General features: G+C 64.0%; 25 protein-coding genes. 5 read left to right on the top strand and 20 right to left on the bottom strand.

Annotated elements, in window-relative coordinates; genetic code table 11:
* Positions 1 to 33: 33 nt before the first annotated feature.
* The 12 genes from AC0NIL_RS00550 to AC0NIL_RS00495 all read right to left on the bottom strand — a co-directional run bounded on the left by AC0NIL_RS00550 (position 34) and on the right by AC0NIL_RS00495 (position 13,368).
* The gene (locus AC0NIL_RS00550) at positions 34 to 1,182 is read right to left on the bottom strand and encodes an acyl-CoA dehydrogenase family protein (RefSeq protein ID WP_275954113.1); all 1,149 of its coding nucleotides are present in this window, start codon (positions 1,180 to 1,182) and stop codon (positions 34 to 36) included.
* Between the two features lie 75 nt (positions 1,183 to 1,257).
* Entirely contained in the window at positions 1,258 to 2,070 is an 813-nt protein-coding gene (locus AC0NIL_RS00545; protein WP_013527980.1) for an enoyl-CoA hydratase family protein, read from the bottom strand.
* A complete protein-coding gene (locus AC0NIL_RS00540; RefSeq protein WP_013527979.1) occupies positions 2,067 to 2,537 on the bottom strand; it encodes a MarR family winged helix-turn-helix transcriptional regulator in 471 nt (156 codons plus the stop codon). Before AC0NIL_RS00540 ends, AC0NIL_RS00545 begins: the two co-directional genes overlap by 4 nt.
* Complete coding sequence (locus AC0NIL_RS00535; protein ID WP_275954112.1) at positions 2,531 to 3,304, bottom strand: SDR family NAD(P)-dependent oxidoreductase; 774 nt, start codon at positions 3,302 to 3,304, stop codon at positions 2,531 to 2,533. Before AC0NIL_RS00535 ends, AC0NIL_RS00540 begins: the two co-directional genes overlap by 7 nt.
* Positions 3,301 to 5,595 (bottom strand): bifunctional salicylyl-CoA 5-hydroxylase/oxidoreductase, encoded by a 2,295-nt coding sequence (locus AC0NIL_RS00530; protein ID WP_024503398.1) that lies wholly within the window; start codon positions 5,593 to 5,595, stop codon positions 3,301 to 3,303. The genes AC0NIL_RS00535 and AC0NIL_RS00530 overlap by 4 nt, the downstream gene beginning before the upstream one ends.
* Positions 5,596 to 5,736: 141 nt before the next feature.
* The gene (locus AC0NIL_RS00525) at positions 5,737 to 6,336 is read right to left on the bottom strand and encodes a VOC family protein (RefSeq protein ID WP_275954111.1); all 600 of its coding nucleotides are present in this window, start codon (positions 6,334 to 6,336) and stop codon (positions 5,737 to 5,739) included.
* 78 nt (positions 6,337 to 6,414) lie between these two features.
* Positions 6,415 to 7,251, bottom strand: a complete 837-nt coding sequence (locus tag AC0NIL_RS00520) for an ATP-binding cassette domain-containing protein (RefSeq protein WP_275954110.1) — start codon at positions 7,249 to 7,251, stop codon at positions 6,415 to 6,417.
* Entirely contained in the window at positions 7,244 to 8,125 is an 882-nt protein-coding gene (locus AC0NIL_RS00515) for an ABC transporter ATP-binding protein (RefSeq protein WP_013527974.1), read from the bottom strand. The genes AC0NIL_RS00520 and AC0NIL_RS00515 overlap by 8 nt, the downstream gene beginning before the upstream one ends.
* Positions 8,122 to 8,970 carry an ABC transporter permease gene (locus tag AC0NIL_RS00510; protein WP_013527973.1) on the bottom strand — a complete coding sequence of 283 codons (849 nt, stop codon included), beginning with the start codon at positions 8,968 to 8,970 and terminating at the stop codon, positions 8,122 to 8,124. Before AC0NIL_RS00510 ends, AC0NIL_RS00515 begins: the two co-directional genes overlap by 4 nt.
* Positions 8,963 to 9,970: an ABC transporter permease gene (locus AC0NIL_RS00505; protein ID WP_127366625.1), complete on the bottom strand. Its 1,008-nt coding sequence runs from the start codon at positions 9,968 to 9,970 to the stop codon at positions 8,963 to 8,965. The genes AC0NIL_RS00510 and AC0NIL_RS00505 overlap by 8 nt, the downstream gene beginning before the upstream one ends.
* Positions 9,971 to 10,153: 183 nt before the next feature.
* Complete coding sequence (locus AC0NIL_RS00500) at positions 10,154 to 11,683, bottom strand: ABC transporter substrate-binding protein (RefSeq protein WP_473573275.1); 1,530 nt, start codon at positions 11,681 to 11,683, stop codon at positions 10,154 to 10,156.
* Between the two features lie 110 nt (positions 11,684 to 11,793).
* On the bottom strand, positions 11,794 to 13,368 hold the full coding sequence (locus tag AC0NIL_RS00495) for a phytoene desaturase family protein (RefSeq protein WP_473573273.1): 1,575 nt from the start codon (positions 13,366 to 13,368) through the stop codon (positions 11,794 to 11,796).
* A gap of 119 nt (positions 13,369 to 13,487) precedes the next feature.
* Between AC0NIL_RS00495 and AC0NIL_RS00490 the strand changes: the two genes are divergently transcribed.
* The 5 genes from AC0NIL_RS00490 to AC0NIL_RS00470 all read left to right on the top strand — a co-directional run bounded on the left by AC0NIL_RS00490 (position 13,488) and on the right by AC0NIL_RS00470 (position 20,419).
* A complete protein-coding gene (locus AC0NIL_RS00490; RefSeq protein ID WP_024503404.1) occupies positions 13,488 to 14,279 on the top strand; it encodes a cyclase family protein in 792 nt (263 codons plus the stop codon).
* Positions 14,280 to 14,593: 314 nt separating this feature from the next.
* A complete protein-coding gene (locus AC0NIL_RS00485; protein WP_275954107.1) occupies positions 14,594 to 16,165 on the top strand; it encodes a phytoene desaturase family protein in 1,572 nt (523 codons plus the stop codon).
* Positions 16,165 to 16,647, top strand: coding sequence for a MarR family winged helix-turn-helix transcriptional regulator (locus AC0NIL_RS00480; protein ID WP_013527967.1), 483 nt, complete (start codon positions 16,165 to 16,167; stop codon positions 16,645 to 16,647). The genes AC0NIL_RS00485 and AC0NIL_RS00480 overlap by 1 nt, the downstream gene beginning before the upstream one ends.
* Before the next feature lie 45 nt (positions 16,648 to 16,692).
* Complete coding sequence (locus tag AC0NIL_RS00475; protein WP_275954106.1) at positions 16,693 to 18,846, top strand: indolepyruvate ferredoxin oxidoreductase subunit alpha; 2,154 nt, start codon at positions 16,693 to 16,695, stop codon at positions 18,844 to 18,846.
* Positions 18,839 to 20,419 carry an indolepyruvate oxidoreductase subunit beta family protein gene (locus tag AC0NIL_RS00470; protein ID WP_473573271.1) on the top strand — a complete coding sequence of 527 codons (1,581 nt, stop codon included), beginning with the start codon at positions 18,839 to 18,841 and terminating at the stop codon, positions 20,417 to 20,419. Before AC0NIL_RS00475 ends, AC0NIL_RS00470 begins: the two co-directional genes overlap by 8 nt.
* A 1-nt stretch (position 20,420) precedes the next feature.
* On the opposite strand, the gene AC0NIL_RS00465 is transcribed toward AC0NIL_RS00470, so the two are convergent.
* The 8 genes from AC0NIL_RS00465 to AC0NIL_RS00430 form a co-directional block, all read right to left on the bottom strand.
* Positions 20,421 to 22,157, bottom strand: coding sequence for a sulfatase-like hydrolase/transferase (locus AC0NIL_RS00465; RefSeq protein WP_473573270.1), 1,737 nt, complete (start codon positions 22,155 to 22,157; stop codon positions 20,421 to 20,423).
* Between the two features lie 173 nt (positions 22,158 to 22,330).
* Positions 22,331 to 22,618 (bottom strand): GCG_CRPN prefix-to-repeats domain-containing protein, encoded by a 288-nt coding sequence (locus tag AC0NIL_RS00460; protein WP_013527963.1) that lies wholly within the window; start codon positions 22,616 to 22,618, stop codon positions 22,331 to 22,333.
* 111 nt (positions 22,619 to 22,729) lie between these two features.
* Positions 22,730 to 23,185: a periplasmic heavy metal sensor gene (locus AC0NIL_RS00455; protein WP_473573268.1), complete on the bottom strand. Its 456-nt coding sequence runs from the start codon at positions 23,183 to 23,185 to the stop codon at positions 22,730 to 22,732.
* Positions 23,182 to 23,634, bottom strand: a complete 453-nt coding sequence (locus AC0NIL_RS00450; RefSeq protein ID WP_275954101.1) for a hypothetical protein — start codon at positions 23,632 to 23,634, stop codon at positions 23,182 to 23,184. Before AC0NIL_RS00450 ends, AC0NIL_RS00455 begins: the two co-directional genes overlap by 4 nt.
* A gap of 86 nt (positions 23,635 to 23,720) precedes the next feature.
* Entirely contained in the window at positions 23,721 to 24,263 is a 543-nt protein-coding gene (locus tag AC0NIL_RS00445) for an RNA polymerase sigma factor (protein ID WP_275954100.1), read from the bottom strand.
* A 45-nt stretch (positions 24,264 to 24,308) separates the two neighbouring features.
* Positions 24,309 to 24,740, bottom strand: coding sequence for an EF-hand domain-containing protein (locus AC0NIL_RS00440; RefSeq protein WP_275954099.1), 432 nt, complete (start codon positions 24,738 to 24,740; stop codon positions 24,309 to 24,311).
* A gap of 151 nt (positions 24,741 to 24,891) precedes the next feature.
* On the bottom strand, positions 24,892 to 25,080 hold the full coding sequence (locus AC0NIL_RS00435; RefSeq protein WP_013527958.1) for a YodC family protein: 189 nt from the start codon (positions 25,078 to 25,080) through the stop codon (positions 24,892 to 24,894).
* Positions 25,081 to 25,578: 498 nt separating this feature from the next.
* Positions 25,579 to 26,409: a LysR substrate-binding domain-containing protein gene (locus AC0NIL_RS00430; protein WP_474048350.1), complete on the bottom strand. Its 831-nt coding sequence runs from the start codon at positions 26,407 to 26,409 to the stop codon at positions 25,579 to 25,581.
* Between the last annotated feature and the right edge of the window lie 2 nt (positions 26,410 to 26,411).

Genomic DNA, 26,411 nt, shown 5'->3' with positions numbered 1-26,411 from the left:
TCAAAACAGTTTGGTCCGTGGGCGCGACCTGCTTCAGGCCGCGCCCATCACTTGCCGCGCAATCACCACTTTCTGCACGTCGGAGGCACCCTCATAGATGCGCAGCGCGCGGATCTCGCGATACAGGCTTTCGACGATGTGGCCTTTGCGGACGCCGTCGCCGCCGTGCAGTTGCACGGCCTTGTCGATCACCTCTTGCGCCTTGTCGGTGGCAAACAGCTTGGCCATCGCCGCCTCGCGGGTGACGCGGGCAGCGCCCATGTCCTTGGTCCAGGCGGCACGGTAGACCAGCAGCGCCGCCGCATCGACATCGAGCGCCATGTCGGCGATGTGCCCCTGCACCATTTGCAATTCGGCCATCGGCGCGCCGAACAGTTTGCGTTCGGCCACGCGTTTGATGCTTTCATCCAGTGCGCGGCGGGCAAAGCCGAGTGCCGCCGCACCGACGGTCGAGCGGAACACATCGAGCACCGACATGGCGATGCGGAAGCCGTCGCCTGGCTTGCCGATCAGTGCGGTGGCCGGCAGGCGGACCCGGTCGAAAGACAGCCGCGCCAGCGGATGCGGCGCGATCACTTCGAGCCGTTCGGCGATGCCAAGGCCCCTGGCGTCGCCAGGCACGAGGAAAGCGGAAAGTCCCTTGGCGCCCGGCGCCTCGCCGGTGCGGGCAAAGACGACGTAGAGGTCGGCGATGCCGCCATTGGAGATCCAGGTTTTTTCGCCTGTAAAAACGTAGCTGTCGCCGTCGCGGGTCGCCGTCATTTCCGTGTTGGCGACATCTGATCCCGAGCGCGGCTCCGACAGGGCGAAGGCTGATATCGCCTTGCCGGCGCGCGTCTTCGAAAGCCATTGCCGCTGCTCCACCGTGCCGAACAGGCTGAGCGCGCCGGTGCCCAGCCCTTGCATGGCGAAGGCAAAGTCGGCCAACCCGTCATGGCGGGCGAGCGTCTCGCGCGTGATGCACAAAGTGCGGACGTCGAGGGGACCCGGGTTGTCGGTGTCGAGCGCCGTTGGCTTCAGCCAGCCGTCTCGGCCGAGCTTGCTGACCAGCTCGCGGCAGGCGGCGTCGACATCATGGTGATCGACTGGGAGGTTGGTCGTGCACCATGCCTCGAGGTGCTCGGCGAGGTGGCGATGGCGGTCTTCGAAGAACGGCCAGGAGAGGAAGGAACGATCAGGCATTGGTGGCCCCGCTATTGAGGCCTTGCGCACTACGGCGCCCCCCTCCCGCCAACGTCTCCACGCAAAGCATCATCCTCAATCCCCCTCGAACACCGGCTTTTCCTTGGCCACGAACGCCTTGTAGGCGCGTTCGAAGTCGCGGGTCTGCATGCAGATCGCTTGCGCCTGCGCTTCCGCCTCGATCGCCTGGTCGAGACCCATCGACCATTCCTGGTTGAGCTGGGTCTTGGTGATGCCGTGCGCGAAGGTCGGGCCGGAGACGATGCGCGCCGCCATGTCGAGCGCGTCGGCCTCCAGCGATGCGGCATCGACCAGCCGGTTGTAGAAACCCCAGCGTTCGCCTTCATCAGCGGTCATGGTGCGGCCGGTGTAGAGCAGCTCGGCGGCGCGGCCCTGGCCGATGATGCGCGGCAGGATCGCGCAGGCGCCCATATCGCAGCCGGCGAGGCCGACGCGGGTAAATAGGAACGCGGTCTTGGCTTCCGGCGTGGCGATGCGGATGTCGGAGCTCATCGCAATGATGGCGCCGGCGCCGACCGCGACGCCGTCGACCGCCGCAATGATCGGCTTGCCGCAATTCAGCATCGCCTTGACGAAATCGCCGGTCATGCGGGTGAAGACCAGGAGCTCCTTCATGTCCATTTTGACCAGCGGGCCGATAATGTCGTGGACATCGCCGCCGGAGCAGAAATTGCCGCCATTGGAAAGGAACACCACGGCGTCGACATCGTCGGCATAGACGAGGTCGCGGAACGTGTCGCGGAGTTCCGCATAGCTGTCGAAGGTCAGCGGGTTCTTGCGCTCCGGCCGGTCGAGCCGGACCTTGGCGATCCTGCCCTCGACCTCCCAGAGGAAATGCTTCGGCTTGCGCCCGGCCATTGCGGTCATTCGCGTCCCTCCCAGTTGCTGCGGAACGAGGTCAGCATGCCGGTCAGCCGGCGCGCGTCGTCCTCGCTGACCTTGCCCAGCAATTCGCCGATCCAGCCTTCATGCGCCGCGGCGATCGCGGCAAAAGCCTGCGTGCCTTCCTCGGTCAGCCGCACCATCGAGGTGCGGCGGTCGCCATTGCGCCGCGCGCGGGCGACAAGTCCTTCCGAAACCAGCCGGTCGACGATGCCCGTGACATTGCCGTTAGAGACCAGCAGGAAACGCGACAGGTCGCTCATCAGCATGCCTTCCGGCGCGCGATAAAGCGCTGCCATCACGTCGAAGCGCGGCAGCGTGGTGTTGAAGTCCTTCTTCAGCCGCTCGCGCAGCTCGGCCTCGATCGTGCGCGAGGCGCGCAGCAGCCTGATCCACAGACGCAAGCGGTCCTTGCCGGGTCCCGACGGCGCGGGCAGGGGGCCGGCTACCATGTTTCGCCTCCTGAGATGGAAATCGCCTGTCCGGTGATCGATTGGGCGGCGTCGCCGCACAGCCACAGCACGGCGGCGGCGACCTCATCCGGCTGGATGAAGCGGCCTTGCGGGTTGGTCGAGGCGAGGCTTGACCGCGCTTGCTCGACCGAGCGGCCGGTCTTCTCGATGATGCGCTGGATGGACTCTTCCAGCATTTCGGTTTCCACAAAGCCTGGGCACACCGCGTTGACGGTGACGCCGGATTTCACTGTTTCGGCGGCAAGCGCCCGCATCAGGCCGATGACGCCATGCTTGGCGGCGACGTAAGACGCGACATAGGCGTAGCCTTTCAGGCCGGCGGTCGAGGCGATGAAAACAATTCGTCCCGTTTTCCGCGCGGCCATGCCGGCCAGCGCGGGCTTCACCGTCAGGAAGGCGCCGGTCAGATTGACGTCGAGCGTCCGCTGCCAGTCGCTGAGCGCGGTTTTGTGCGCCGGCGCGCTGCCGGCCATGCCGGCATTGGCGACGACGATGTCGAACGGGCCGCGCGCGGCTTGCGCCCTCTCGTAGAGCGCCGCCATTGCCGCCTCGTCGGTGACATCGGCGGCGATGCCAGAGATGCGGTCGTTTTCGCCGGCCACCTTGGCGAGCTCTGCTTCCCGGCGGCCGCAGATGGTGACGCCGATGCCGGCAGCAGCCAGCGCCAGCGCGATGGCCCGCCCGACGCCGGAGCCGCCGCCAGTGACCAGCGCATGCTTGCCGGGTATCGTCGCGGCGGCCGTCATACTTTCAGCCCCGCTGCGGCGTCGCGCTCGGCCAGACGGTAGAGCTGGTCGCGTCCGGGCAGATAGGGATCAGGCCATTTGACACCGCGGTCGCCGAGCGTGACGGCGGCATGCAGCGTCCAGTAGGGATCGGCAAGATGCGGGCGTGCCAGCGCCACCAGGTCGGCGCGGCCGGCCATCAGGATCGAATTGACATGGTCCGGCTCGTAGATGTTGCCGACCGCCATCGTCGCCATGCCGACCTCGTTGCGGATGCGGTCGGAAAACGGCGTCTGGAACATGCGGCCATAGACAGGCTTGGCCAGTGCCGAGGTCTGGCCTGCCGAGACATCGCAGATGTCGACGCCGGCCTCATGCAGCAGCCGCGCGATCTCGACCGCGTCGGCCGGCGTCACGCCCTCGATGCCGACCCAGTCATTGGCGGAAATGCGCATCGAGATCGGCTTCTCCGCCGGCCAGGCGGCGCGCACCGCGCGGAAGATTTCGAGGGGATAGCGCATGCGATTGTCCAGCGAACCGCCATATTCATCCGTGCGCCGGTTGGTGACCGGCGTGATGAAGGACGACAAGAGATAGCCATGCGCGGCGTGGATTTCGAGCATGTCGAAGCCGCAACGATCGGCCATCTCGGTGGACGCCACGAATTCGTCGCGCACGCGGTCCATGTCGGCGCGGTTCATCGCCTTCGGAACCTGATTCTGCGGCGACCACGCAACGGCCGAAGCCGCCATCACCGGCCAGTTGCCTGAGACCAACGGCACGTCAGTGCCCTCCCAGCCGAGCCGGGTCGAGCCCTTGGCGCCGGAGTGGCCGATCTGGGCGCAGATCTTGGCCTCGGTCTCGGTGTGGACGAAATCGACCAGCCGCTTCCACGCCACCTCATGCTCGGGCGCGTAGAAGCCGGGACAGCCGGGCGTGATGCGCCCTTCCGGGCTGACGCAGGTCATCTCGATGTAGATGAGGCCGGCGCCGCCCTTGGCGCGCTCGGCGTAGTGGGTGAAATGCCAGTCGGTCGGACAGCCGTCGACAGCCTTGTACTGCGCCATCGGCGAAACGACGACGCGGTTCTGCAGCCTCATGTCGCGCAGCTTGAACGGCGCGAACATCGGCGCGCGGCGCAGGCTGTTGCCGCCGGCGCCCGCCTGGCGCTGGAACCATTCTTCCGCGCTTTCAAGCCATTCGGCATCGCGCAGTCGCAGATTCTCGTGGCTGATACGCTGCGAGCGGGTCAAAAGCGAATAGTTGAACTGCACCGGATCGAGGCCGAGATAGCGCTCGACCTCCTCGAACCATTCCAGCGAATTGCGCGCCGCCGATTGCAGCTTGAGCACCTCGGTGCGGCGGGCATCCTCATATCTGCGGAAGGCGGCATCCAAGTCCGGCTCGGTTTCGACATATTCGGCCAGCGCCACAGCACTTTCCAGTGCCAGCTTGGTGCCGGAGCCGATCGAGAAATGCGCCGATGCCGCTGCATCGCCCATCAGCGCGAGATTCTTGTAAGACCAGCGCTCGCACAGCACGCGCGGGAAATTGATCCAGGCCGAACCGCGGATATGGTTGGCATTCGTCATCAAGGCGTGGCCGCCGAGATGTTTTTCGAAGATCCGCTCACAAACGGCGATCGATTCCTGCTGCGACATCGCACCGAAGCCGAAGGCAGCCCAGGTCTGCTCGCTGCACTCGACGATGAAGGTCGCGGTGTCGCTGTCGAACTGGTAGGCGTGGGCCCACACCCAGCCATGCTCGGTTTTCTCGAAGATGAAGGTGAAGGCGTCGTCGAATTTCTGGTTGGTGCCGAGCCAGACGAACTTGCATTTGCGGGTGTCGATGTCGGGCTTGAAGATGTCGACGAAGCTGTTGCGCGCCCTTGAGTTCAGGCCGTCGGCAGCGACGACCAGATCATGCGTCGCCATGTAGGGCTTGGGATCTGCAATGTCGGTCTCGAACATCAGCTTGACGCCGAGTTCACGCGCCCGGCGCTGCAGCAGGACCAGCAGCCGCTTGCGGCCGATGCCGCAGAAACCGTGCCCTGACGAGACCGTGCGCACGCCGTCATGAATGACGGCGATGTCGTCCCAGTAGGCAAAGTGCTTCTTGATCCAGACGGCGCTGACCGGATCGTTTTTCGACAGATTGTCGAGCGTTTCGGCCGACAGCACGACGCCCCAGCCGAACGTGTCGTCGGCGCGGTTGCGCTCGAACACCGTCACATCGTGGGCGGCGTCCCTCAGTTTCATCGAAATGGCAAAGTAGAGGCCGGCTGGTCCGCCGCCGAGAACCGCAACCTTCATCTGTGCGATCTCCTCTTCGCTTGCTGGAGTTCAGTATCGCGCCGGCGACAAGATATTTCAAGCTTAAAGTTTCATATCAGAACGATCGTCCTGACATGGCGAAAGCGCGCCTGCGTGTCATCGCGCAAGCGCGCTGCCGGATCACTTTTCCGGGCTCTTCGGGCTCCACAACACCGTCTCGGCGCCCTTCTCATAGGCCATCCCATCGGGATAGCTGATCGCTTCCAGTTGCAGCCCCCACGGCGCCTGGAAATAGAGGATGGTCTGGCCGGCGGCCGGCCCTTCCTTGACCGGCAGCGGCCCCATCCGCGTCTTGACGCCCTTGCCTTCGAGATAGGCTTTGGCAGCAGCGACATCGTCGACATAGAAGGCGATGTGGAAGCCGCCAATGTCGCTGTTCTTCGGAGTCAGGTCCTTCTGGTCCGGTGCTGTGTATTTGAACAGCTCGATGTTCGAGCCGTAGCCACAACGCACCATGGTGACCTCTTCGATCACCGCCTTCGGATCGACGCCCAGAAGATCCTGCATGAACGTGCCCTTGTCGTCGGCGAACGGGCCGAACGACATCGCCTTCTTGCAGCCGACCACTTCTGTGAAGAAGTCGACCGCCTGCTTCATGTCGGGAACCGTGATCCCGGTGTGGTCGTGGCCGCGCATGCCCGGGATCGAATCCGCCGAGGCCATGCCGGCGCTGCCGAGCATTGCGGCGGCGAGCGTTGCAATTGCGATTGTGGTCTTCATGTCAGTCCTCTCCATTTGGCGGGACTTGGGTCTTTGTGGTCGCACGTCCGAGGCCCGCTAGTCGGCGTGCGTATGCATTCATGTCGGCGCCTTGGCGGCGGAAGGAATGTCCAGCCAGCTCGCATCGATTTCGGGCAGCGGAATGGCTGCGATGAGATCGCGCGTGTAGGCCCGCTGCGGCTTCTCGAACAAGGCGTCGGTGGCGCTCGCTTCGACGATCGCGCCTTCGCGCATGACGATCACTTGCCGGCACAGCCGCCGGATGACAGACAGATCGTGGCTGATGAAAGCGACGGTCAGCCCCATCTCCGCGGCAAGCTCCTCCAGCAGGGTCAGGATCTGCGCCTGCGTCGACACGTCGAGTCCGGAGACGATCTCGTCGGCGAGCACGAATTTTGGCGACAGTGCCAGAGCGCGCGCAATGCCGACGCGCTGGCGCTGGCCGCCCGACAGTTCGTGCCGATAGCGGCTGGCGAAACTTTGCGGCAGGCCGACACGCTGCAGCGCCTCGGCGACGCGCGCCTTCAGGTTGTCGCCAAGACCATTCTGCTTCAAAGGCGCGGCGATAATGCTGGCAATGGTGCGGCGCGGGTTGAGCGACGACATCGGATCTTGAAAAATCATCTGCAGATTGCGCCGCAGCGGCCGCAGCTCCGCTTCCGGCAGATTGGTGATGTCGCGGCCGTCGAAGCGGATGCTGCCGGCGCTTGGCTCCAGCAGGCGCACCAAAGCGCGGCCGAGCGTCGACTTGCCCGAACCGGATTCGCCGACAATGCCGGTCACCGAGCCCCGCGGCAGGTCGAAGTCCAGGCCCTTCAGGATTTCGGCCAATGGCGCGCGGCCGATCAGTGGCTTGCGCGTCATGTCGGGCAGCGCGACCTTCAGCCCGCGCACGGAGAACAACGGTTCAACCATGCGGCCGCCTCCAGGCTTGGTCGGCGGCAGCGATCTCCGAAGCAAGTCCGGCCAGCACCGCCTCGTCCACCGGTCTTAGCGAGGCGAAAGGATCGGTGTAGCGTGGCGTCGCCGCGATCAGCGCCCGTGTGTAGGGGTGCTGCGGCGCGGCGAAGAGCGCTGCGGTCTCGGCCTCCTCCACCACCTTGCCGGCATAGAGCACCGAGACCCTCTGGCTGATCTTGGCGACGACGCCGAGATCATGGGTGACGAACAGGATCGCCGTGCCATGCTCGCGCTGCAACGCAGCGATCAGCCGCAGGATCTGCTTCTGCACGGTGACGTCGAGCGCCGTGGTCGGCTCGTCGGCGACGATCAGCCTTGGCTCCGCGGCGAAGGCGGCGGCGATCAGCACGCGCTGGCGCATGCCGCCGGACAGTTCGTGCGGATAGCTTTTGAGCACGCGGTCGGGGTCGCGGATCTGCACCTCGTCCAGCAACTGGCGAATGCGGGTATCGGCCTTCTCGCCACTCCAGCCGAGGATGCGCACCAGCCGGTCGGTCATCTGCGAGCCGATGCGGCGTGACGGGTTGAGAGCGGTCAGCGGGTCCTGCGGGATCAGCGCCGTGCATGCCCCGATCAGCGTGCGCCGTGCCTTGGGCGGCAACTTGCCGAGGTCTTCGCCCTCAAGCAACATATCGCCTTCGACGATGCGCACGCTCGACGGCAGCACACCAAGCACAGCCTTGCCGATCATCGTCTTGCCGGCGCCGCTTTCGCCGACCAACGCGCGGACCTCGCCGGGTTGGACGGAGAGCGACACCGAACGCAGCACGCGCTGGCCGTTGGGCAGCACGGCGCTCAGATTGGCGATGTCAAGGCAGACCGCGCTCATCGCAGCACCGGGTCGAAGCGCGTCTTCAGCGCCTCGCCGAACTGGCTGAACGACAGCACGGTGAGGATCAGCGTGATCAGCGGAAATACGAGCACCCACCACGCCTGATGGATCGACAGCCGGCCCTCGGCGATGATGCCGCCCCAGGTCGGATCGTCGGTCGAGATCGACAGATTGACGAAGGACAGGATCGCCTCGACGATGACGGCGATGCCCATCTCCAGCGACAGCAGCGCCACGATTGACGGCACCACATTGGGCAGCACTTCGCGAAGCATGATGCCGATGCGGCCATAGCCGGCGATGCGGGCATTCTCGACATAGTCCATGCGCGACTGGCCCATCGTCTCGGCACGGATCACCCGGCAGAAACGCGTCCAGTCGATGATGGCGATGGCCAGGATGACGGAACTCAAGCCTGTGCCGAGCACCGCAACCAAAAGGATGGCGAACAGCACCGGCGGAAATGCCATCCAGACATCGACGATGCGCGAGATGATGCGGTCGGCCCAGCCGCCGAAATAGCCGGCTATGAGCCCCAGCATCGAGCCGACCAGGCAGGCGGCGATGGCCGCGGCGAAAGCGACGATGAAGGCGATGCGGCCGCCGAAGATCAGCCGGGACAACAGATCGCGGCCGAGGCTGTCGGTGCCGAGCCAATAGCCGGGTTCGGCGCCGGCCATCCAGAACGGCGGCAACCGTTCCAGCATCAAATCCTGCGCCAGCGGATCCTGCGGCGCGACCAGCGGCGCGAAGATTGCCGCCAGAAGCGCCAGCAGCAGCCAGCCGCCGGCCAGCCACAGACGCGGCGACACAGCTCGTCTTTGAGCGCGGCCCTCATCCATGGCGCAGCCTTGGATTGAGCAGTGCGTACATCATGTCGACGCTGAGGTTGATCAGCACGAACAGCAGCGCGAAGACCAGAACGATGCCCTGGATCAGCGGCAGGTCGCGGTTGATGACGGCGTCGATCGCCATGTTGCCGAGGCCTTCATAGGAAAACAGCCGTTCGACGATGACGGTGCCGCCGATGAGGAAGGTGAACTGCACGCCGACCAGCGTCAGCGTCGGCAGCGCGGCATTCTTCAGCGCTTCGCGCAGGATGACCTGTGTTTCCGAGAATCCCTTGACCCGCGCCAGCACGACGTAGTCGAGGTCGAGCACTTCCTTCAGCGACTGTTTCAGCAGCTGCGAGATGATCGCCGCCAGCGGCAGCGCCAGCGCCACGGCCGGCATCAGCATGTGTTTCAGGAGATCCCAGGTCAGGTCGAGGCGCAGACGAAGCAAGCTCTCGAACAGATAAAACTGGGTGACGAAGGGTAGGTCGAGTTGCGGCGACACCCGGCCGGAAATGTCGAAGATCGGCACCAGCACGCCGAACAGCAGGATCAGCACCAGGCCCCACAGGAAGTCGGGAATGGAAAGCGCCGCGCCGCTGGCGATGTCGATGCCGGCCTCGACCGCCGTGCCGCGTTCGCGCGCGCCGATGATTGCCGTCGTGCCGCCGAGCGCCACCGCCATCACAAGCGCGACGATGGCAAGCTCCAGCGTCGCTGGCAGCCGGTTGAAGACGAGACCCAGCACATCCTGCCTGAGCGAAATCGAGGTGCCGAAATCGCCCCTGGCGACGCCTGACAGCCAGATGAAGAATTGCTGCACGATGGTCTTGTCGAGGCCGTAGAGCGCTCGCAGCCGGGCAATGTCGGCATCCGTAGCACCAGGCGGCAGCATCATGGCGATCGGATCGCCGGGCGCGACGCGGATCACGACAAAGACGACGATGGCCACGCCGAACAGCGTGATCAGCATCGTCAGCAGACGGATCAGGAATCTTTGCAGGAGCATTCTGGCGTAGGCCTAATGCGTTTCAGTGACTGATGGAACGAAGACCCTCATCCGGCCGCTGACGGCTGAGCCGGTCTCTTCTCTCCAGCGGGGAGAAGGTGGCCCGAAGGGCCGGATGAGGGGGCCTGCGCAAGTTGGGAGAAGGCATGTCGGCTTTGCGACAGCGCGCCTTTCTCGACTCTCTCAGGCCGGGGTCATCAGGGCCGGCAGCAGCGCGCCCGACACATGCTGAACCACATTGACGCCCTTGGCATGGACGATGGGCTGCGCATACTGCATCAGCGGCAGCACATAGGCCTGCTCGGCGATGTATTTGTCGACAGCCTTCCAGCCGGCGATGCGCTTGGCCTCGTCCTTCTCGCCCCACAACGGGTTGATCATGTCGATCAAATCCTGGCTGTCCCACACCGAATGCGGGCTCGGGCCGTACATGGCAAAGCCGGTCGAGGTGGTCGGATCGCCGATGGCGTTGCCCCAGTTGTAGAAGGCGGCCGGCGCCAGCTTATCGGCGGCGCGCAGTTCGTAGTGCTTTGCGATCTCGTAGACCTCGATCGTCGCCTCGATGCCGACCTTGCGCCACATGCCGACGATCGCCTGGATCATCTCATAGTCCTTGGGCTTGAAGCCCTTGGTCGTCTGGATGGTGAACTTGACCGGCTTTTCCGGCGAATAGCCGGAGGCAGCCAGCAATTCCTTGGCCTTTTCCGGATTGTGCTCGACCTTGATCGACGCGTCGTAGGATGCGTATTCCGGCGTTTCCAGCGTATCGATCGGCTGTCCGTAGCCGCGCAGCAGGCGATCGACCAGCAGCTTCTTGTCGACGGCCATCATGGCGGCCTGACGGACGTTCTTGTCCAGCATCGCCTCGATGTCGTTGAAGAAGATCATGCCGATGTCGGAAACGTTCTTGCACGAGCCGGCCAGCCCGTCCTTGGCGATCAGCCGGTCATACTCCTCGTAGGGGATTTCGAGCGTCACTTGCGAGGAGCCGGATTCGATCTCGGCGACGCGGCTTGCCGCGTCGGCGACGAACTTGATCGTCACATTCTCGAAGGCCGGCTTGCCGCCCCAGTAGTTCGGGTTTGCCTTGAGCCGCAGGAAAGCGTTGCGCTCGAACTTTTCCACCATGTAGGGGCCGGTGCCGATCGGCGCCTTCTCGAAGCCTTCGGCGCCGACCTTCTCGTAATAGGTCTTCGGCATGATGTAGCCGGTCAGGAACGACATCCATTTGAAATAGACCGGGTCGAACTGCACGACGTCGCCGGTGATCTTGTTGCCGTCGATCTTGAAGTTGTTGACGTTCTTCCAGACGAACTGGATCGGGTTGCCGGTCTTTTCGTCGCCTGCCCGCTGTAGCGACCAGACGACGTCCTCGGCCGTGAACGGCGAGCCGTCATGCCAGGTCACGCCTTCGCGCACCGTCATCATGATCTTCGTGCGGTCGTCGTTCCAGCCCCATTCGGTGAGCAGGCCCGGCGCGAAGGACAAATCGGGCTTCTGCGGGATGAACTGGTCGAATACCGACTGGTAAAGCCCCTGGATCGTCGGGTTGACGGCCGAAGGTCCGGTGGTCGGATCCCAGGATGGCAGGTTGACATTGTAGGCGATGGTCAGTTCGCCGGCAGCCGCCCTAGCGATCTGCGGCAGGCCGACGGCGGCCACCCCGAGTGCCGCGGCGCTGTATCCCAGCAATTCACGTCTGTTGATTATCATGGTCGTTCCCCTTGTTGGTTTTGTTTCTGCGCGGCGTCTTCATGTCATCGGTTCAGGCTTCTTGGGCAGCAGCGCCTTGCCCCTCGTAGCCTCAAGGAAATCTCCGGCTCCTACCTCCCGCCAAGCTGTTGTGCGAGCATGAAGCCCGACGCCGCACCGGTGCCGGCGCCCGGCCATGTCGCGGCTCCAGTGAGGTGCAGATGCGCCACCGGCGTGTTCCAGCCGGCATAGTTGCGCGCCGGGCGGAATAAAAAGTTCTGCGCCAGATGATGGCTGCCGCAGACCTGGTCGCCACCGACGAGATTCGGGTTCTCACGCTCGAGGTCGATGGGCGAGAAGACGGCGCGGCCGAGGATCTTGTTGCGCAGGCCGGGCGCATAGGTCTCGATGATGTCGAGGACACGCTCGGCGTAGGCCTCCTTCACCTTGTCCCAATGGTTCGGTGCGATCTTGCCGGCGGCATCGCCCAGGATTTCGGCCGGCAGCATGCGCACTTGCACCCACAGCACATGCTTTCCCTGAGGCGCCCGCGACGGGTCGATCGCCGTCGGCTGGCCGACCACCAGCACAGGCTCGTCCGGCAGCATGCCCGCCATCGCCTGCTGATAGGTGCGCGACATGGCGTCGAGCGACGGCGACAGATGCACATAGGCGAACTGCCGAAGCTCCGCTCCGGCACGCCAATCCGGCAAATCGTCCAGCGCTAGGTGGATCATCATCGTGCCTGGCGCATGGCGGAATTTCTGCATCGCCGTGTCGAAGCCGGCGTCGCCCGAACCATTGGGCAGCAATCTGCCCGTCAGCGCCTTAGGCGCGACGCCGGCAATGACTGCCCTGGTGGCGGTATGCGTCTCGCCCGAAGCAAGCCGCACGCCGGTCGCCTTGCCGGCCGAAACGGTGATCTCGGCGACTTCGGCGCCGGTGACGATCTTGCCGCCGGCGGAGGTCACCATGCCAGAGAGGGCACGGATGATGGTGTCGGCGCCGCCCTTGCCCAGCACCATGCCGAAACTCTGGTTGGCCATCGATTCCAGATAGGGGAAAACCGCACCGCCGGCGACATCCGGGGCGAAATCGAGATGCATGCCCCAAGTGGCGAGCGTTGCCCTGATATGCGGCGACTCGAAAGTTTCCTCCAGCCAGGCGCGGGGTGAGGACAGCAGCAGGCGGCCCGTATCGAGCGAACCGGCGATGCCCTTCTTGCGCCACAGGTTCCACGCCGTGCCGGCAAGCGCGCGGGCACTCATCGGCGAACCCAGCAGCCGGAACAGGTGTTCGGCCTCCGTCGGGAAGGCGGCAACCAGCCTGCGCCATGTGGCGGCGTCGGCGGCTGAGAAGGCGGCGATGCGCGCGGCGGTCTTTTCCAGATCGTTGCTGACGCCGAACCAGCGCCCGTCAGGGAATGCGCTGGCAAAACAGTCGGCGACCGGGGCGAACTCCAGCCCCTGCGCTTTCAATTCATTTGCATATTTCCGGTGGAAGGCCGAGCCGGCGAAGAGGCTGAGATTCATCGCGCCGAAATCGTGGCGGAAGCCGGGAAGGGTGAATTCGCGCGTCTGGACGGCGCCGCCGATTGTCGCGCCGCGCTCGAAAACCCCTGTTTTCCAGCCTTTGAGCGCCAAATGCGCGGCGCATGCCAGACTGTTGTGGCCCGCCCCGACAAAGATGGCGTCGAACTCGCTCACGCCCCGTCCCCATTTCCTTTATGCTTAAAGATAATTGCAGATGCATATGTTTTCGTCTAGTAGGATATTAAGGGCCGAGACGAGCCTTGATCATCACACGAAAGAGGGAACTTCAAACCATGGACACGCAAAAACTCCTCGGCGAAGTCGCCGGCCAGCTTCTTTCAGGCGCCATCAAGGTGGTCGACCTGTCGGCGCCGCTCGGGCCGGATACGCCGTTGATCAAGCTGCCGCCGGAACTCGCCGTCGACACGCCGAAGGTCGAGATCCACAACATCTCCCGTTACGACAAGAACGGTCCGTGGTGGGCCTGGAACTGGCTGAAGCTCGGCGAACATTCGGGCACGCATTTCGACGCGCCGCAGCACTGGATCAGCGGCAAGGATTATCCGGACGGCGCCACCGACACCATTCCGGCGCAGAATTTCGTCGGCCCCGTCAATGTCATCGATTGTTCGAAGGAAGCCGCCGCCGACCCCGATTTCCTGCTCACCGTCGACCACATCAAGGCCTGGGAAGCCGAGCACGGTGCGATCAATGCCGGCGAATGGGTGGTGATGCGCACCGACTGGTACAAGCGCAACGGCTCGGAAGCCGAGTTCCTCAATGCCAACGAGACCGGCCCGCACACGCCCGGCCCGACGGCCGAAGCCATCCAGTTCCTGATCAGCAAGGACATCAAGGGCTGGGGCTCGGAGACGATCGGCACCGATGCCGGCAAGGCCGGTGGCATGGAGCCGCCATTCCCGGCGCACACGCTGATGCACAAGGCCAACCGCTACGGTCTCGCCAGCCTTTGCAACCTCGATCAACTGCCGCCGAAGGGCGCCATCCTGATCGCGGCGCCGCTCAAGATCGAGCACGGCACCGGCAGCCCGATTCGCGCGCTGGCACTGGTGTCGAAGCAATAAAGCGAGGTGGGTCTTCGGGAGAAGATCATGCGAGAAGGCGAAACCGGGTTGATGGCAGGTAGAGGGTGGCAGGCTTGTAGCGCTAGCGCCCTACGGCGCCCCCCTCTGTCCTGCCGGACATCTCCCCCTCAAGGGGGGAGATTGGCCTTCACAATGGTTTTCGCCAATCTGCGACGTTGCAGGATTGAGTGGGGCGCCGAAGCTGCCAATCTCCCCCCAAGAGGGGGAGATGGCCGGCAGGCCAGAGGGGGGCGCCGTAGAGCGCAATTCCACGCGATTGAACTCCACTGCCCGCAAGCAAAGAGCAACCGCCAATGACCGCCCCCGATCACATCATCGTCGGCAGCGGCATCAACGCGCTGGTCTGCGCGGCGATGCTCGGCGGCAAAGGGGCGCGTGTGCTCGTCCTGGAGCGCAACGACCGCATTGGCGGTTGCTTGCGCACCGAGGAGATCACCGCACCCGGCTTCATCCATGATGTGATGGCGACGACCTTCGTGCTGTTCATCACCTCGCCGGCCTTTGCGGCACTGGGCGCCGATCTCGCGCGCCACGGGCTGGAGTTCTGCCACACGGGCACGCCGACGGGCGTGCTGCGGCCGGATGGCAGCCATGCCGTGCTCAGCACCGACCGTGCCGCCAACATCGCCGCCCTCAACGCAATCGCGGCAGGCGACGGTGACCGGCACGCGGATGATGTCGGCGGCATCGAACGCAATGCCGGCCTGCTATTTGGCTTGCTCGGCGGCAACCTGTGGTCCTACCCGACAGCGAAGCTGCTTGCCGGTGATGGCTGGCGGCGTGGCCCGCGCGGCCTTGCCGCCTTCCTCGGCGAAGCTCTGGTGCCGGCGCGCGGCTGGCTCGACAACACCTACCGGTCCGAAACCATCCGCGCGCTGTGGGCACCCTGGGTACTGCATGCCGGGCTTGGACCCGAGGACGCCTTCTCCGGCCAGATCGCCAAGGTGATCGCCTTCGCACTTGAGGCGGCCGGAGCACCGATCGTCAAGGGTGGGGCAAAAAACCTGCTGGCGGCCTTCGAGGCTTTGATTCGGGAACGCGGCGGCGATATCCGCACCGGCGCCGATGTCGCTTCGATCGTTCAAAACAATGGCCGGGCAACCGCCGTGCGGCTGGCCTCGGGCGAGACAATCAATGCCGACAAGAGCGTCATCTGCTCGGTTACGCCAACGCAGCTCTATGGCAGGCTGCTTGGCGCGGATGCACCCAAAGCCGATGTCGAGGCGACGCAAAAGTACCGCTACGGCAAAGGCAATTTCCAGATCCACTACGCCTTGGACAAACCGCCCGCATGGCCGGGCGAAGGCTTGGATAAGGTGGCGTTGCTGCACCTCACGCCCGGCCTGGATGGCGTCTCGAAAGCTTGCAACGAGGCGGCGCGCGGCATGCTGCCGGAGGTGCCGACCATCTGTGTCGGCCAGCCGCATGCGCTTGACCCATCGCGCTGCCCGGAGGGCAAGGCGATCCTGTGGCTGCAACTGCCAGAGGCGCCTCGCTTTATCAAGGGCGACGCCGCAGGCAAACTGCAGGCCCCGGCCGACGGGCAATGGACCGACGCGTTGCGCGAGGCCTATGCCGATCGCACGGAGGCGATCCTCGCCAGCCATATCGACGGCTTCAAGGACAGCATCATCGCGCGCCGCGCCTATTCGCCGGCCGATCTCGAAGCGATGAACATCAACCTGGTCGGCGGTGACCCCTATGGCGGTTCCTCGACCATCGACCAGTCTTTCCTGTGGCGGCCGTTCAAGACCAGCCGCAACCATCAGACCGGCATCAAGGGTCTCTACCATATCGGCGCCTCGACCCACCCGGGCGCGGGTCTCGGCGGCGGTTCCGGATTTCTCCTGGCGGGGAGGCTGTGATGGAAGAGAAGGTCGCGGAAAAGCGCCAGCGCATTTCGACCCTGGGGCAGATCGGGCTGCAGCAATTCGCGCCCTATCTGATGAACCGCATCATGGGCCGCTACAACGCCACCTTGCGCGACGATTTCCGCAAGCAGGGCCTGACCATTCCGCAGGTGCGCACGCTCGCCGTGCTGTCGGTCACCGACGGCATCACCGTCAACGACCTCTCGGTCTATACGGTCATCGAGCAATCGACCTTGAGCCGGACCCTCGATACGCTGGAGGGCCAGGGTCTGGTGCGACGCGAGCAGGGTGTCACCGACAGCCGAATCCGCCATGTGTTCCTGACCGACGAGGGCCGCGCCGAGTTCACCCGCGCCTGGCCGGCCATGCACGACGCGTTCGAAGCGATGTTCGACGACATCGACGATGCCGAATATTCCGCACTCATCGCCACGCTTTTGAAGATGCTGAAGAACATTCGCAAGCACGACATCTAGACCTACGCGCCGCCAGCGCTGGCGGTAACGGAAGGGAGAAAAAGAATGGCCGAACGGTCTTTTGCCAGGGAAGTCGAAAAACTCAGGCTCGGTGCCGGCGAGGAGTTTGTCGGCGAAGGCATTCTCGCCATCACCAAGGCGCTGCTGCAATGCGGCGTCGGCTATGTCGGCGGCTATCAGGGCGCGCCGATCAGCCACCTGATGGACGTGCTGGCCGACGCGCAGGACATTCTGGGCGAGCTCGGCGTGCATTTCGAAGCCAGCGCCTCGGAAGCCACTGCCACCGCCATGCTGGCGGCGTCAGTGCATTATCCCATTCGCGGTGCGGCGACCTTCAAGTCGACGGTCGGCACCAACGTCGCCTCAGACGCGCTCGCCAATCTCGCCTCCGGCGGCGTCACCGGCGGCGCGCTGATCATCGTCGGCGAAGACTATGGCGAGGGCTCCTCGATCATGCAGGAGCGCAGCCATGCCTTCGCCATGAAAAGCCAGGTGTGGCTGCTCGACCCGCGACCCAATCTGCCATCGATCGTCAAGGCGGTGGAGGATGGTTTCGAGCTGTCGGAGATTTCCAACACGCCGGTCATGCTGCAGGTGCGCATCCGCTGCTGCCACGTGCATGGCCATTTCATCGCCAAGGACAACAAGCGGCCGCCGATGACGGTCGCCGATGCCCTCGACGCGCCGCGCCGCGACACCGGCCGCATCGTGCTGCCGCCCGCCTCCTTCCTGCATGAGAAGGAGAAGGTGCAGAAACGCTGGCCGGCGGCGGTCGACTTCATCGCCAAGAACAAGATCAACGAGTTCTTCGGCTCGGACCATGGCTCGGTCGGCATCGTCATGCAGGGCGGCATGTACAATTCGGTCATCCGCGCGCTGCAGCGGCTCGGCCTTGCCGACACCTATGGCGACACCGACGTGCCGCTCTATGTGCTCAATGCCGTCTATCCCTTGATCGACGACGAGTTCCTGTCGTTCTGCGAGGGCAAGCAGTCGGTGCTGGTCGTCGAGGAAGGCCAGCCCAACTACATCGAACAGGCCTTTGCTTCGATGCTGCACAAGGCCGGTCGAGGCACCAGGCTGGTCGGCAAGGAGCATCTGCCGATGGCCGGCGAATACACCGGCCAGGTCATGCTCGACGGCATCGGCGCCTTCCTGCGCGCCGAGGCGCCGCATCTTTTGCCGGGCGAGGTGCGCGCGCCCAACAAGGTCGGCGACGGCGTTGATGCCGCTGACCTCATCAATGTCGTGCCGGGCCGTCCGCCGGGCTTCTGCATCGGCTGCCCGGAACGGCCGATCTTTGCCGCGACAAAACTGGTCGAGCAGGAGCTAGGCAAGCATCACATCGCCTCCGACATCGGCTGCCATCTGTTCTCGATCATGCCGCCTTTCGAGCTCGGCGCCACCACCATGGGCTACGGGCTGGGCCCGGCCTCCGCCTCAGCCTTCAATTCGCCTGATGCCAAGCGGCGTTCCATCTCCTTCGTCGGCGACGGCGGCTTCTGGCACAACGGCCTGACCTCCTCAATTGGCAACGCGGTGTTCAACAAGAACGACGGCGTCATCGTCATCGTCGATAATTTTTACTCGGCCGCCACCGGCGGCCAGGACATCCTCTCATCCCGCGCCGGCAACAAGACCAAGTCGACGAAGCATCCGATCACCGAGGCGGTCAAAGGCATGGGCGTCAAATGGCTGCGCCATGTCGACCGCACCTATGACGTGACCAAGATGCAGGACACGCTGCGCGAGGCGCTGACGACGGAGGAGAAGGGGCCGAAAGTCATCGTCGCCTCGTCCGAATGCATGCTCAACCGCCAGCGCCGCGAAAAGCCGCTGGTCGACAAGGCGATCAAGGGCGGGACCCGTGTCGTGAAACCGAAGTTCGGCGTCGATGAGGACATCTGCACCGGTGACCATGCCTGCATGCGGCTGTCCGGCTGCCCATCGCTGTCGGTCAAGTCGCTCGACGATCCTTTGCGCGACGATCCGGTCGCGCATATCGACCAGAGTTGCGTCGGCTGCGGCAATTGCGGCGAGGTCGCCGATGCGGCGGTGCTCTGCCCGTCCTTCTATCGCGCCGACGTCGTCCACAATCCAAGCCGCTGGGATCGCTTCCTGGAAGCGGCGCGCCGCGCCACCATCAGCCTGTTGCAGCGTCGCCGCGAAAGCCGGCGCCTGACTTTCGCCGATGCTTGACGCCGTCCCCCCACTTCGCGCCCACGCCAGCGCTCAAGATGGTGAGCGTGTCATCAAGCTCGCCGTGCTGGCGGTCGGCGGCCAGGGCGGCGGCGTGCTCGCCGACTGGATTACCGATGTCGCCGAGCGCAACGGCTATGTCGCGCAGTCGACCTCGGTCGCCGGCGTCGCCCAGCGTACCGGCGCCACCATCTACTATGTCGAGATGGCCCGCGACACCGGCCGGCTGCCGGTCTTTGCGCTGTCGCCCTCGCAGGGCGATGTCGACATACTGATCGCGGCGGAGTTGATGGAAGCCGGCCGCGCCATCATTCGCGGCTTCGTCACGCCCGAGCGCACCACGCTGATCGCCTCGTCGCACCGCATCGCCGCCGTGTCGGAAAAGATCGAACCGGGCGACGGCCGGGCTTCGTCCTCCAAGGTGCATGCAACGGCGGAAGCCGCATCGAAGCGCTTCATCGCTTTCGACATGGAAAAGATCGCCGCCGACAATGGCTCGATGATCTCGGCCAGCCTGCTTGGCGCGCTGGCGGGGTCCGACGCCCTGCCGTTCACGCGCGAGAGCTACGAACAGGCGATCGGTGCCGGCGGCCGGGGCGTCAAGGCCAGCCTCGCCGCCTTCGGTGCCGCGTTTGACCGTGCGCGCGGCACGGCAGCGCCGGTGCCAAAGCCGGCCGAGCCCGCGATTGTCGAATCTGCCCTGGGCGCCGGACAGGTGAGTGGCCCGCGAAACCTGCTGCAAGGCTGGCAGGCCTTGGCTGCCCGCATCGATCTGTTGCCGGTGGCCGTGCGCGATATGGCGCTTCGAGGCTTGAGAAAGGTCGTCGACTATCAGGACATCGCCTATGGGCGCGACTATCTCGACCGGTTGGACAAGGCCGTCGCGCTGGACGGGCCGATTCAGGGCTATGGCTTGTCCATCGCTGCCGCCAAGCATCTGGCCAACGCGCTGTGCTACGACGACATGATCCGCGTCGCCGATCTCAAGACACGTTCGACGCGCGACAAACGCGTGCGCCGCGAGGTCGGCGTCAAGGATGGCTCGATCCTGCAGGTGACCGAATATTTCCATCCGCGCATCGAGGAGTTCTGCGGCACGCTGCCGGCGGGTCTGGGCAGCTACATCGAAAACCGGCCGAAGCTCGCCGCCTTTCTCGATCGTCGCATCAATCATGGCCGCCGCATCCGCACCGACAGTTTTGCCGGCTTTGCCGCTCTGTGGTTCATCGGCGGCCTGCGTCGCTGGCGCCGCAACCTGCTGCGCCACAAGGTCGAGGTCGCGCATCTCGACCGCTGGTACGCGCTGGCGCTCGACCATGTGCCCCAGGATTACGCACTGGCCGTCGAAATCCTCAACTGCCGCCGGCTGATCAAGGGCTACAGCGACACCCATGTCCGGGCGCAATCGAAATTCGACCGCGTGCTCTCGGCGCTCGACTTGGTCAAGGGCCGCACCGACGCCGCCGACTGGATCCGCCGCCTGCGCGAGATGGCGCTGAAGGACGAGAAGGGCCACATGCTGGATGGTGCGCTGAAGACCGTGGCGACGCTGGGGCCGGATAAAATAGGCTGATTTAACGGGCATCCACAGATTGGAGCGGCGCCAGCCCATGCAGCGGCGCCGCTTCGGCGAACAGATACAGCAGCCCTGAATCGACGCGCCTACGCAGATGCGCATCGACCTCCGCCCGATCCTGACAACCATGAAACCTGCCGCCGCAACGGTCGCGCAGGCGCACGAGATCGGCCATGACAGGCGACATCGGCAGGCCGGCGGCGTCGAGCAGGCTTGCGCTGAGGAAGCCGACGTCGAGCGGGGCCAGGTCAGGCATCGGATGGCGCAAAGGATGGTTGAAGGTGGTGAGCGTGTAGAAAGTGCGATAGGCAAGCGAGCCAGGGGTCGCCAAGGCGTCGTCCCCGGCGATCGCCTCGACGAACGGCTTGGTCGCCGACGACTGGTGATCGCCGAATTCGAGCACCACGGCGCCGCGTTCACCGGCATCCGCTTGCCTCTTGTCGAGGAAATCCTGGAAATCGCCGCGCGCTACCGCCATCCGGCGCAGATACTCATTGGCCTGGAAATCGCCCGAGAAAGGCTCGCCCTCGACCTTCAGCCCGGGCTCCATCCGCCCCTCATAGGGTGAGTGCGGAAACATGGTCTGGATTTCGAGGAACAGCGGCCGGCCGTCTTCCCTATGGTGCCTGGCGATGAATGCCTCGGCCGCCTGGTAATAAAAGTTGTCGCGCAGGTGATAGAAGGGCGCGGCGATGTCCTTGATGTCGAGCACGGTCTCGAAACCGATCGATTTCAGGAACGGCCCTTCATTGACGAACGAAAAGTCCATCGGCGTCATCACGACAGTCCGATATCCGCAACGCGCCAGCACCTCCGGCAAGGCTCCGGCGACCTTGTCCTGCAGGGTGATGGTCAGATAGGGGCTTCGCCAGCCGAAATCGGTGGCCGACAGGCCGGTCATCAGCGACAGATTGGTGATCCAAGTGCCGCCGCCAAACGTCTCGACCTGCATCTGGTGCGGCGTGCCGGCCCCCGGTGCGAATCTCTGCAGGAATCCCGCGCCGTTGCCGACCTGCGGAAAATAGCCGGGATCGGACTGGCTTTCGCTGAGCACGAAAAAGACGTCGGGAAGATCAGCCCGGTCGCCGCAATCGACCGTGTCGGCAAAAGGCGGCTGCGGCGCCACGGCTTGCAGCCGCTTTTCGAAGCCCGATTCTACAACCAGGTTGTGCAAATCCAGCAGCGAGACGAAGAAGGCCGACATGTGCCGGCCCTGCATGTAGTAGAAATAGCGGTCCTTCGAGGCCTCGGCCGGAAAGGTCAGCGGCACCAGAACGACGAGCGCCGCCATGACCAGGACGCGTGCCGACACCGGCCAGCCGATTTTCCGATCGATCCGGAACAGAAGCACCGCCGCCGTAATGCCGAGCCCCAGGGCAATGACGACCGGCGCGATCAGATGGAGGTAGGAGCCGAGCAGGAAACGATACACTTCCGGATCCCTCGACACGAAGACCGTGTCGTAGAAGTGCAGCGAAAACCCCTTCAGCCTGAACTTGATCGCCGAAACCACGGTGACGAAGGCAATGCCCATCCAGGCGAGATAGACGGAAAAGGCAAGGCGCCCCGAAGCCAGGAACAGAAGTCCGGCAAGGGCAGCCACCAGCGCCAGCGAGAACGGCACCGACAGCCATTCGTGCTCGGCCCGTCCGGCGGCGAAGACGCCTGCAAGGCTGACCACGGCCAGCGTCAGCGGATGGCAGAGCACCCGTCCAAGACCTTGAAGCTGAACCACAGATTTTCCCACGAAGATGCCTGAGCATAGTTTCGGGAAATTCTTCGATTATTTGCGGGCTAAGAACAAATGTATAGTGAATTTAACCTTAACTCGGCTGGTCGGGATTGTCCGGTGCGCGCCAGCGCTCGCGCGGGGCCGCCCCGAAGGTGCCTGGCCCCGCGGTGCTTTGATCAGTAATGGTGCCAGTGGCGCCAGTGATGATGCGGATGCCAGACGTAGGCCGGACCGTGCCAGTAGTGGTAGCGCGGGCGCACGACGACGACGCCGTTCGGCACGCAGCGGCCCCATCTGTTAGGGTGCCAGCCGATGCCGCAGCCCCAGCGGACATGCTCGACCAGTGCCGGGGTGGCTGGCTTGGCAACGGACACGATGGGCATTGCGCTGGACGCGGAGGCTGTCGCGACAGTTCCACCGATGGCCAGGATAGCGGTTGCTGCATAGTTTTTCAGGCGACTCATAATTGGACTCCGAGTGCTTTCGACGATGAAGATGGCCGTCCTGTATGGTGCACAGGGCAGGCTTGTCCCTTCGCATCGTTAAACGGCGTCTCCGGCCTTTTCCGTCGGTCGTCATGGCGATTTTTTTGGCGTAACGGTGGCGCGGCGTTCCATATGGCGCAGCAACGCCTGTGCCAGCACGCTCCGGTTTTCAGGCGATGTGCTCGCCGCGAAGTCGACAATGGCCTGTTCAAGCCGGCTGCGCACCGTCACATCGGCATTGCGTGCCCGTTCCAGGGCGGCGGACAAGGCGGCCTTGTCCATGACAGGCTGCTGCAACAGGTCCGCTGCCTCCTGCCTCGCCTGCTGGCCATCGAGAATGATCTGACGGGACTGCACGCGAACCTGGCGCAGCGCCTCGCGGAACGCCTTGCGGTCCTGGTCGGGCAGCTGTCGGCCGGCCGATTCCAGGGAGAAGCCCGATTTGGCATTTCTCAGCCAGACCGCGCCACCGACAAATGCGCTGGCCAGAAAGACGTTCAGCACCACGGAAGCAATGACCAGACCACGGATCCAGCGCGGGCTCATAGGTTTTCCTCACCGTTCTCGGCATCCGGGCCGGCATCGCCAAACGCCGTTACATCGGCATCGAGCACATAGTGGTCCGGCTGGACCTCCGGCGTGACGATGGTCACCAGGGCCAGTCCTGCCACGGCACCGGCCAGACCAATGCCGGCAAGTCCAAGTCCCAGCCACCAGAACCACTGACGCCGGCGCTGGACGATGTGCCGGCCGGCAGCCTGCAGAATGCTGCTGTGCAGTGCCTTGTCCGGGGCGTCGACGCGGTAGCTGTCGAGCAGCGCGTCAAGTGTCCCGGCCTGCCTCAAGATGGCCTCGCCCGCGTCGCTTGCGGCAAAGACCGTGCCGGCCATTCGCTCGGCCTCGGGCCATCGCCGCAAGTCGCCGCCATAGGCCTGCGCCAAGGCGGCAAAGCGCCTGGCATCCATTGCGGGTTCGTTCCTGGACCCTTCAGCCATGTGTCTCCCCCTTGCCCGTCGGCGCCGAGCGCCAGGCGGCACCAGCAAGGCGCAATGGCCGTGCTGCGTTGCTGCTTGCCCGGCGTTTACTCATCGGCGCCATCCTCCGCCAGGATCGCTTGCAGCGACCGCCGGCCGCGCGCGAGCAGGCTTTCCAGGGCATCGACGCTGATCTGCAGTGTCGCTGCCGCCTCGATATTGGACATCTCCTGATAGTAGACCAGAACGATCGCTTCGCGCTGGCGCGGCGCTATGGCTTGCAGCGCCCGTTCGACCCGATGGGCTTCTTCCTCGGAATGAGCATCGGGAAGCGGCGCAGGATCGGCGACGTCCGGCAGGTCGCCGGTCACCCACTCGCGCCTGCGACGCAGCCGGTCGTAGCAAATGTTGAGCGTCACCCGGTGGATCCAGCTGTCGAAGCGCGCATTGCCGCGCCGCCAGCTCGCGGCATGGCGCCAGATCCGCACGAAGGTTTCCTGCGCGACATCCTCGGCCTCCGCCGCATCGCCGAGCATGCGCACGGCAAGCGCCAGGATACGCGGCAGCTTGCGCGCGACGAGCGTTTGCACGGCTGCCGGCTCGCCGGCGCCGACACGGCGAACCAGCTCCTCGTCCGGATCCGCAGCCATCAGTCGGCGCACTCCCGATGTTCATCGCGCGTCATTGCCTCTTGGTCATTGCTCTTGCTTGGGAGCGGTTTTGTGGCCCGGCAGTTCGTCGGCCGTCAAAATGCCGTCGGCATTCTTGTCCAGCCGGGCGAAGCGCTTGGCGAAGAAGGCATCGAGTTCGGCGCGATCGATGAAGCCGTCATGGTTGGAATCGATCCGCGGGAAGGATTTGGCGGCGTCGCTCTTGACGTTGCGCTTCGCCTGAAAGGCCTCCCATTCCAGCAGGCTGATCTTGCCGTCGCCATCCGTGTCGGCCGCCATGATCGCCTTTTCGCGCCGCTTCTGGAATTTGGCCAGCGTGATGTCGGACCTGGTCCCCGACGCGCCTGGCGCGGCAAGTGGCGCGGCGGTCTGCGGTGCAGGCGGGGTCGTTGCCTGGGCAAGAGCCGCAACGGTCTGCAAACTCAAGGCAACGACTAATATCGAACGGCTGATCATGTTGTGCGTCTCCAGCTTGGCGCGACGCAGACGGCTTGTGCCGTCATCGCGCTTCAACCGTTAAACGCCGCGACCCGGAAAATCCGTCGGTCGCGCGTGCTGATCCGTTCGTGCTCGGGTGCGCATCCCGTCGATCGGGATGGAAGGAGCTCTAGTCCGACTGGTCGGCCGCAATCAGTTGTTCGGGCTTGAACCCGGCATGCTGCGGGGTCCACACCTCGCCCTCGCGATTGAACCAGTGGCACAGATACATGCCCGAGGCTGCGCCATCGCTGACCGTCATCCTGGGGCCTCCGGATTTCAGCTTGACCACGTCTCCGGTCTTGAAATTGTTGGGCATTTTTTGACCTCCCATGCTGAGGCCATGAGTTTCACACCAAACCGGGGTCTCGACAATGGCAGATCTGCCAGGCCGGCGCCGCAATCCTTTGCACCAGATGCGAAGGGGTAGACGACGAAAAGGAGGGGGGATGGTGCGCTTGCGGGCAGCCAATTGCCGGCTCATGCTGATCGAGTAATCGTTGACCGTCGAGCCCAGGGGCCACCGGCGCCGAAGACCGCCAGCCGATCAAATGCCAAGCGGGTCGCAACGAGTTCCCTAGACATCGTCCCGTAACGTCCTTGCCCGCGCCTTGAATCAGCATGGGATCGGCCATCCCACCCGACGCAAGTGAGGGCGCGTAGTCCATGAACTCAACTGGAAAGCTAGCCAGTTACGAATCAGTATAAATCCGCGATGTACAAGAACACTACTGTGTGCGGCCTTCAGCGGGTAACGGCGCTGTTACACACGAAAAAATCCTTGCATGGTTGCCATGAGCGCCCGACGGCGACGGGACTAGATGCGCATTTTGTCGCGTATCCAGTTCCTAAAGATCTTGCTGGCACGATTTGGAGCATTCGCTGGAGCTTCAAGAATGTAGTAGCCATTGCCGGTCGTGAGGGTGAGGTCAAAAGGGCGTACGAGACTCCCATTTGACAGCTTCTCCTCAACAAGGCGTGTCCATCCCAACGCCAACCCTTGCCCTTCGAGGGTGGCCCGCAGCAGATTGTCGTAATTCTGAAACCAGATTCCTTGCTGAGGGCGTAAAGAAGTTAGCTTCGCGAATTCAAGCCACTTGTCCCAATTCTCCCATTCGTGAGCCCGCCCATCTAGATGCAGCAGCGTCACGTTTTGAAACTTGCGGAGGTTTTCGGCGCCGACAGCATTTACATATCCTGGACTGCAAATCGGAAAAAACTCCTCACTAAACACTTTCTCGGACTTCAATCTATTCCAGTCACCGCGACCATATCTAATCGAAATGTCTATCCCGAATTTGCTCATATCCAAGCATTCATCGGTTTCAACCAGTTTTATATTGATCCCGGGATTGCGAATTCGAAAATCAGCCAACCTCGGCATCAGCCAGCAACTTCCAAATGCAACGGTTGTACTAACTGTTACATTTGCCGGAATGTCAGCGACTTTCTCGTTAAACTCCCTTGAGATCAGCCATAAGCTTTCTGAAACTGTATTGTGAAATTGGCGCCCATATTCTGTAAGTGCCACGCCTCGTTGCCCCCGCTCGAACAATTTGGCGCCAAGCCTGGATTCCAGGAGCCTGACCTGCATGCTTACCGCTTCCCTGGTGACATTCAACTCATGAGCCGCAGCGGTAAAATTCATGT

This window comes from Mesorhizobium sp. WSM1343 (assembly GCF_055901535.1).
The sequence above is the reverse complement of the archived record's forward strand: the minus strand, read 5'-3'. Positions and strand labels throughout refer to the sequence as shown.

Excerpts from the sequence above, each read along its gene's own strand:
- AC0NIL_RS00550 (WP_275954113.1), bottom strand. The coding sequence starts at position 1,182 with ATGCCTGATCGTTCCTTCCTCTCCTGGCCGTTCTTCGAAGACCGCCAT.
- AC0NIL_RS00545 (WP_013527980.1), bottom strand. The coding sequence starts at position 2,070 with ATGACCGCAATGGCCGGGCGCAAGCCGAAGCATTTCCTCTGGGAGGTC.
- AC0NIL_RS00540 (WP_013527979.1), bottom strand. The coding sequence starts at position 2,537 with ATGGTAGCCGGCCCCCTGCCCGCGCCGTCGGGACCCGGCAAGGACCGC.
- AC0NIL_RS00535 (WP_275954112.1), bottom strand. The coding sequence starts at position 3,304 with ATGACGGCCGCCGCGACGATACCCGGCAAGCATGCGCTGGTCACTGGC.
- AC0NIL_RS00530 (WP_024503398.1), bottom strand. The coding sequence starts at position 5,595 with ATGAAGGTTGCGGTTCTCGGCGGCGGACCAGCCGGCCTCTACTTTGCC.
- AC0NIL_RS00525 (WP_275954111.1), bottom strand. The coding sequence starts at position 6,336 with ATGAAGACCACAATCGCAATTGCAACGCTCGCCGCCGCAATGCTCGGC.
- AC0NIL_RS00520 (WP_275954110.1), bottom strand. The coding sequence starts at position 7,251 with ATGGTTGAACCGTTGTTCTCCGTGCGCGGGCTGAAGGTCGCGCTGCCC.
- AC0NIL_RS00515 (WP_013527974.1), bottom strand. The coding sequence starts at position 8,125 with ATGAGCGCGGTCTGCCTTGACATCGCCAATCTGAGCGCCGTGCTGCCC.
- AC0NIL_RS00510 (WP_013527973.1), bottom strand. The coding sequence starts at position 8,970 with ATGGATGAGGGCCGCGCTCAAAGACGAGCTGTGTCGCCGCGTCTGTGG.
- AC0NIL_RS00505 (WP_127366625.1), bottom strand. The coding sequence starts at position 9,970 with ATGCTCCTGCAAAGATTCCTGATCCGTCTGCTGACGATGCTGATCACG.
- AC0NIL_RS00500 (WP_473573275.1), bottom strand. The coding sequence starts at position 11,683 with ATGATAATCAACAGACGTGAATTGCTGGGATACAGCGCCGCGGCACTC.
- AC0NIL_RS00490 (WP_024503404.1), top strand. The coding sequence starts at position 13,488 with ATGGACACGCAAAAACTCCTCGGCGAAGTCGCCGGCCAGCTTCTTTCA.
- AC0NIL_RS00485 (WP_275954107.1), top strand. The coding sequence starts at position 14,594 with ATGACCGCCCCCGATCACATCATCGTCGGCAGCGGCATCAACGCGCTG.
- AC0NIL_RS00480 (WP_013527967.1), top strand. The coding sequence starts at position 16,165 with ATGGAAGAGAAGGTCGCGGAAAAGCGCCAGCGCATTTCGACCCTGGGG.
- AC0NIL_RS00475 (WP_275954106.1), top strand. The coding sequence starts at position 16,693 with ATGGCCGAACGGTCTTTTGCCAGGGAAGTCGAAAAACTCAGGCTCGGT.
- AC0NIL_RS00470 (WP_473573271.1), top strand. The coding sequence starts at position 18,839 with ATGCTTGACGCCGTCCCCCCACTTCGCGCCCACGCCAGCGCTCAAGAT.
- AC0NIL_RS00460 (WP_013527963.1), bottom strand. The coding sequence starts at position 22,618 with ATGAGTCGCCTGAAAAACTATGCAGCAACCGCTATCCTGGCCATCGGT.
- AC0NIL_RS00455 (WP_473573268.1), bottom strand. The coding sequence starts at position 23,185 with ATGAGCCCGCGCTGGATCCGTGGTCTGGTCATTGCTTCCGTGGTGCTG.
- AC0NIL_RS00450 (WP_275954101.1), bottom strand. The coding sequence starts at position 23,634 with ATGGCTGAAGGGTCCAGGAACGAACCCGCAATGGATGCCAGGCGCTTT.
- AC0NIL_RS00445 (WP_275954100.1), bottom strand. The coding sequence starts at position 24,263 with ATGGCTGCGGATCCGGACGAGGAGCTGGTTCGCCGTGTCGGCGCCGGC.
- AC0NIL_RS00440 (WP_275954099.1), bottom strand. The coding sequence starts at position 24,740 with ATGATCAGCCGTTCGATATTAGTCGTTGCCTTGAGTTTGCAGACCGTT.
- AC0NIL_RS00435 (WP_013527958.1), bottom strand. The coding sequence starts at position 25,080 with ATGCCCAACAATTTCAAGACCGGAGACGTGGTCAAGCTGAAATCCGGA.
- AC0NIL_RS00430 (WP_474048350.1), bottom strand. The coding sequence starts at position 26,409 with ATGAATTTTACCGCTGCGGCTCATGAGTTGAATGTCACCAGGGAAGCG.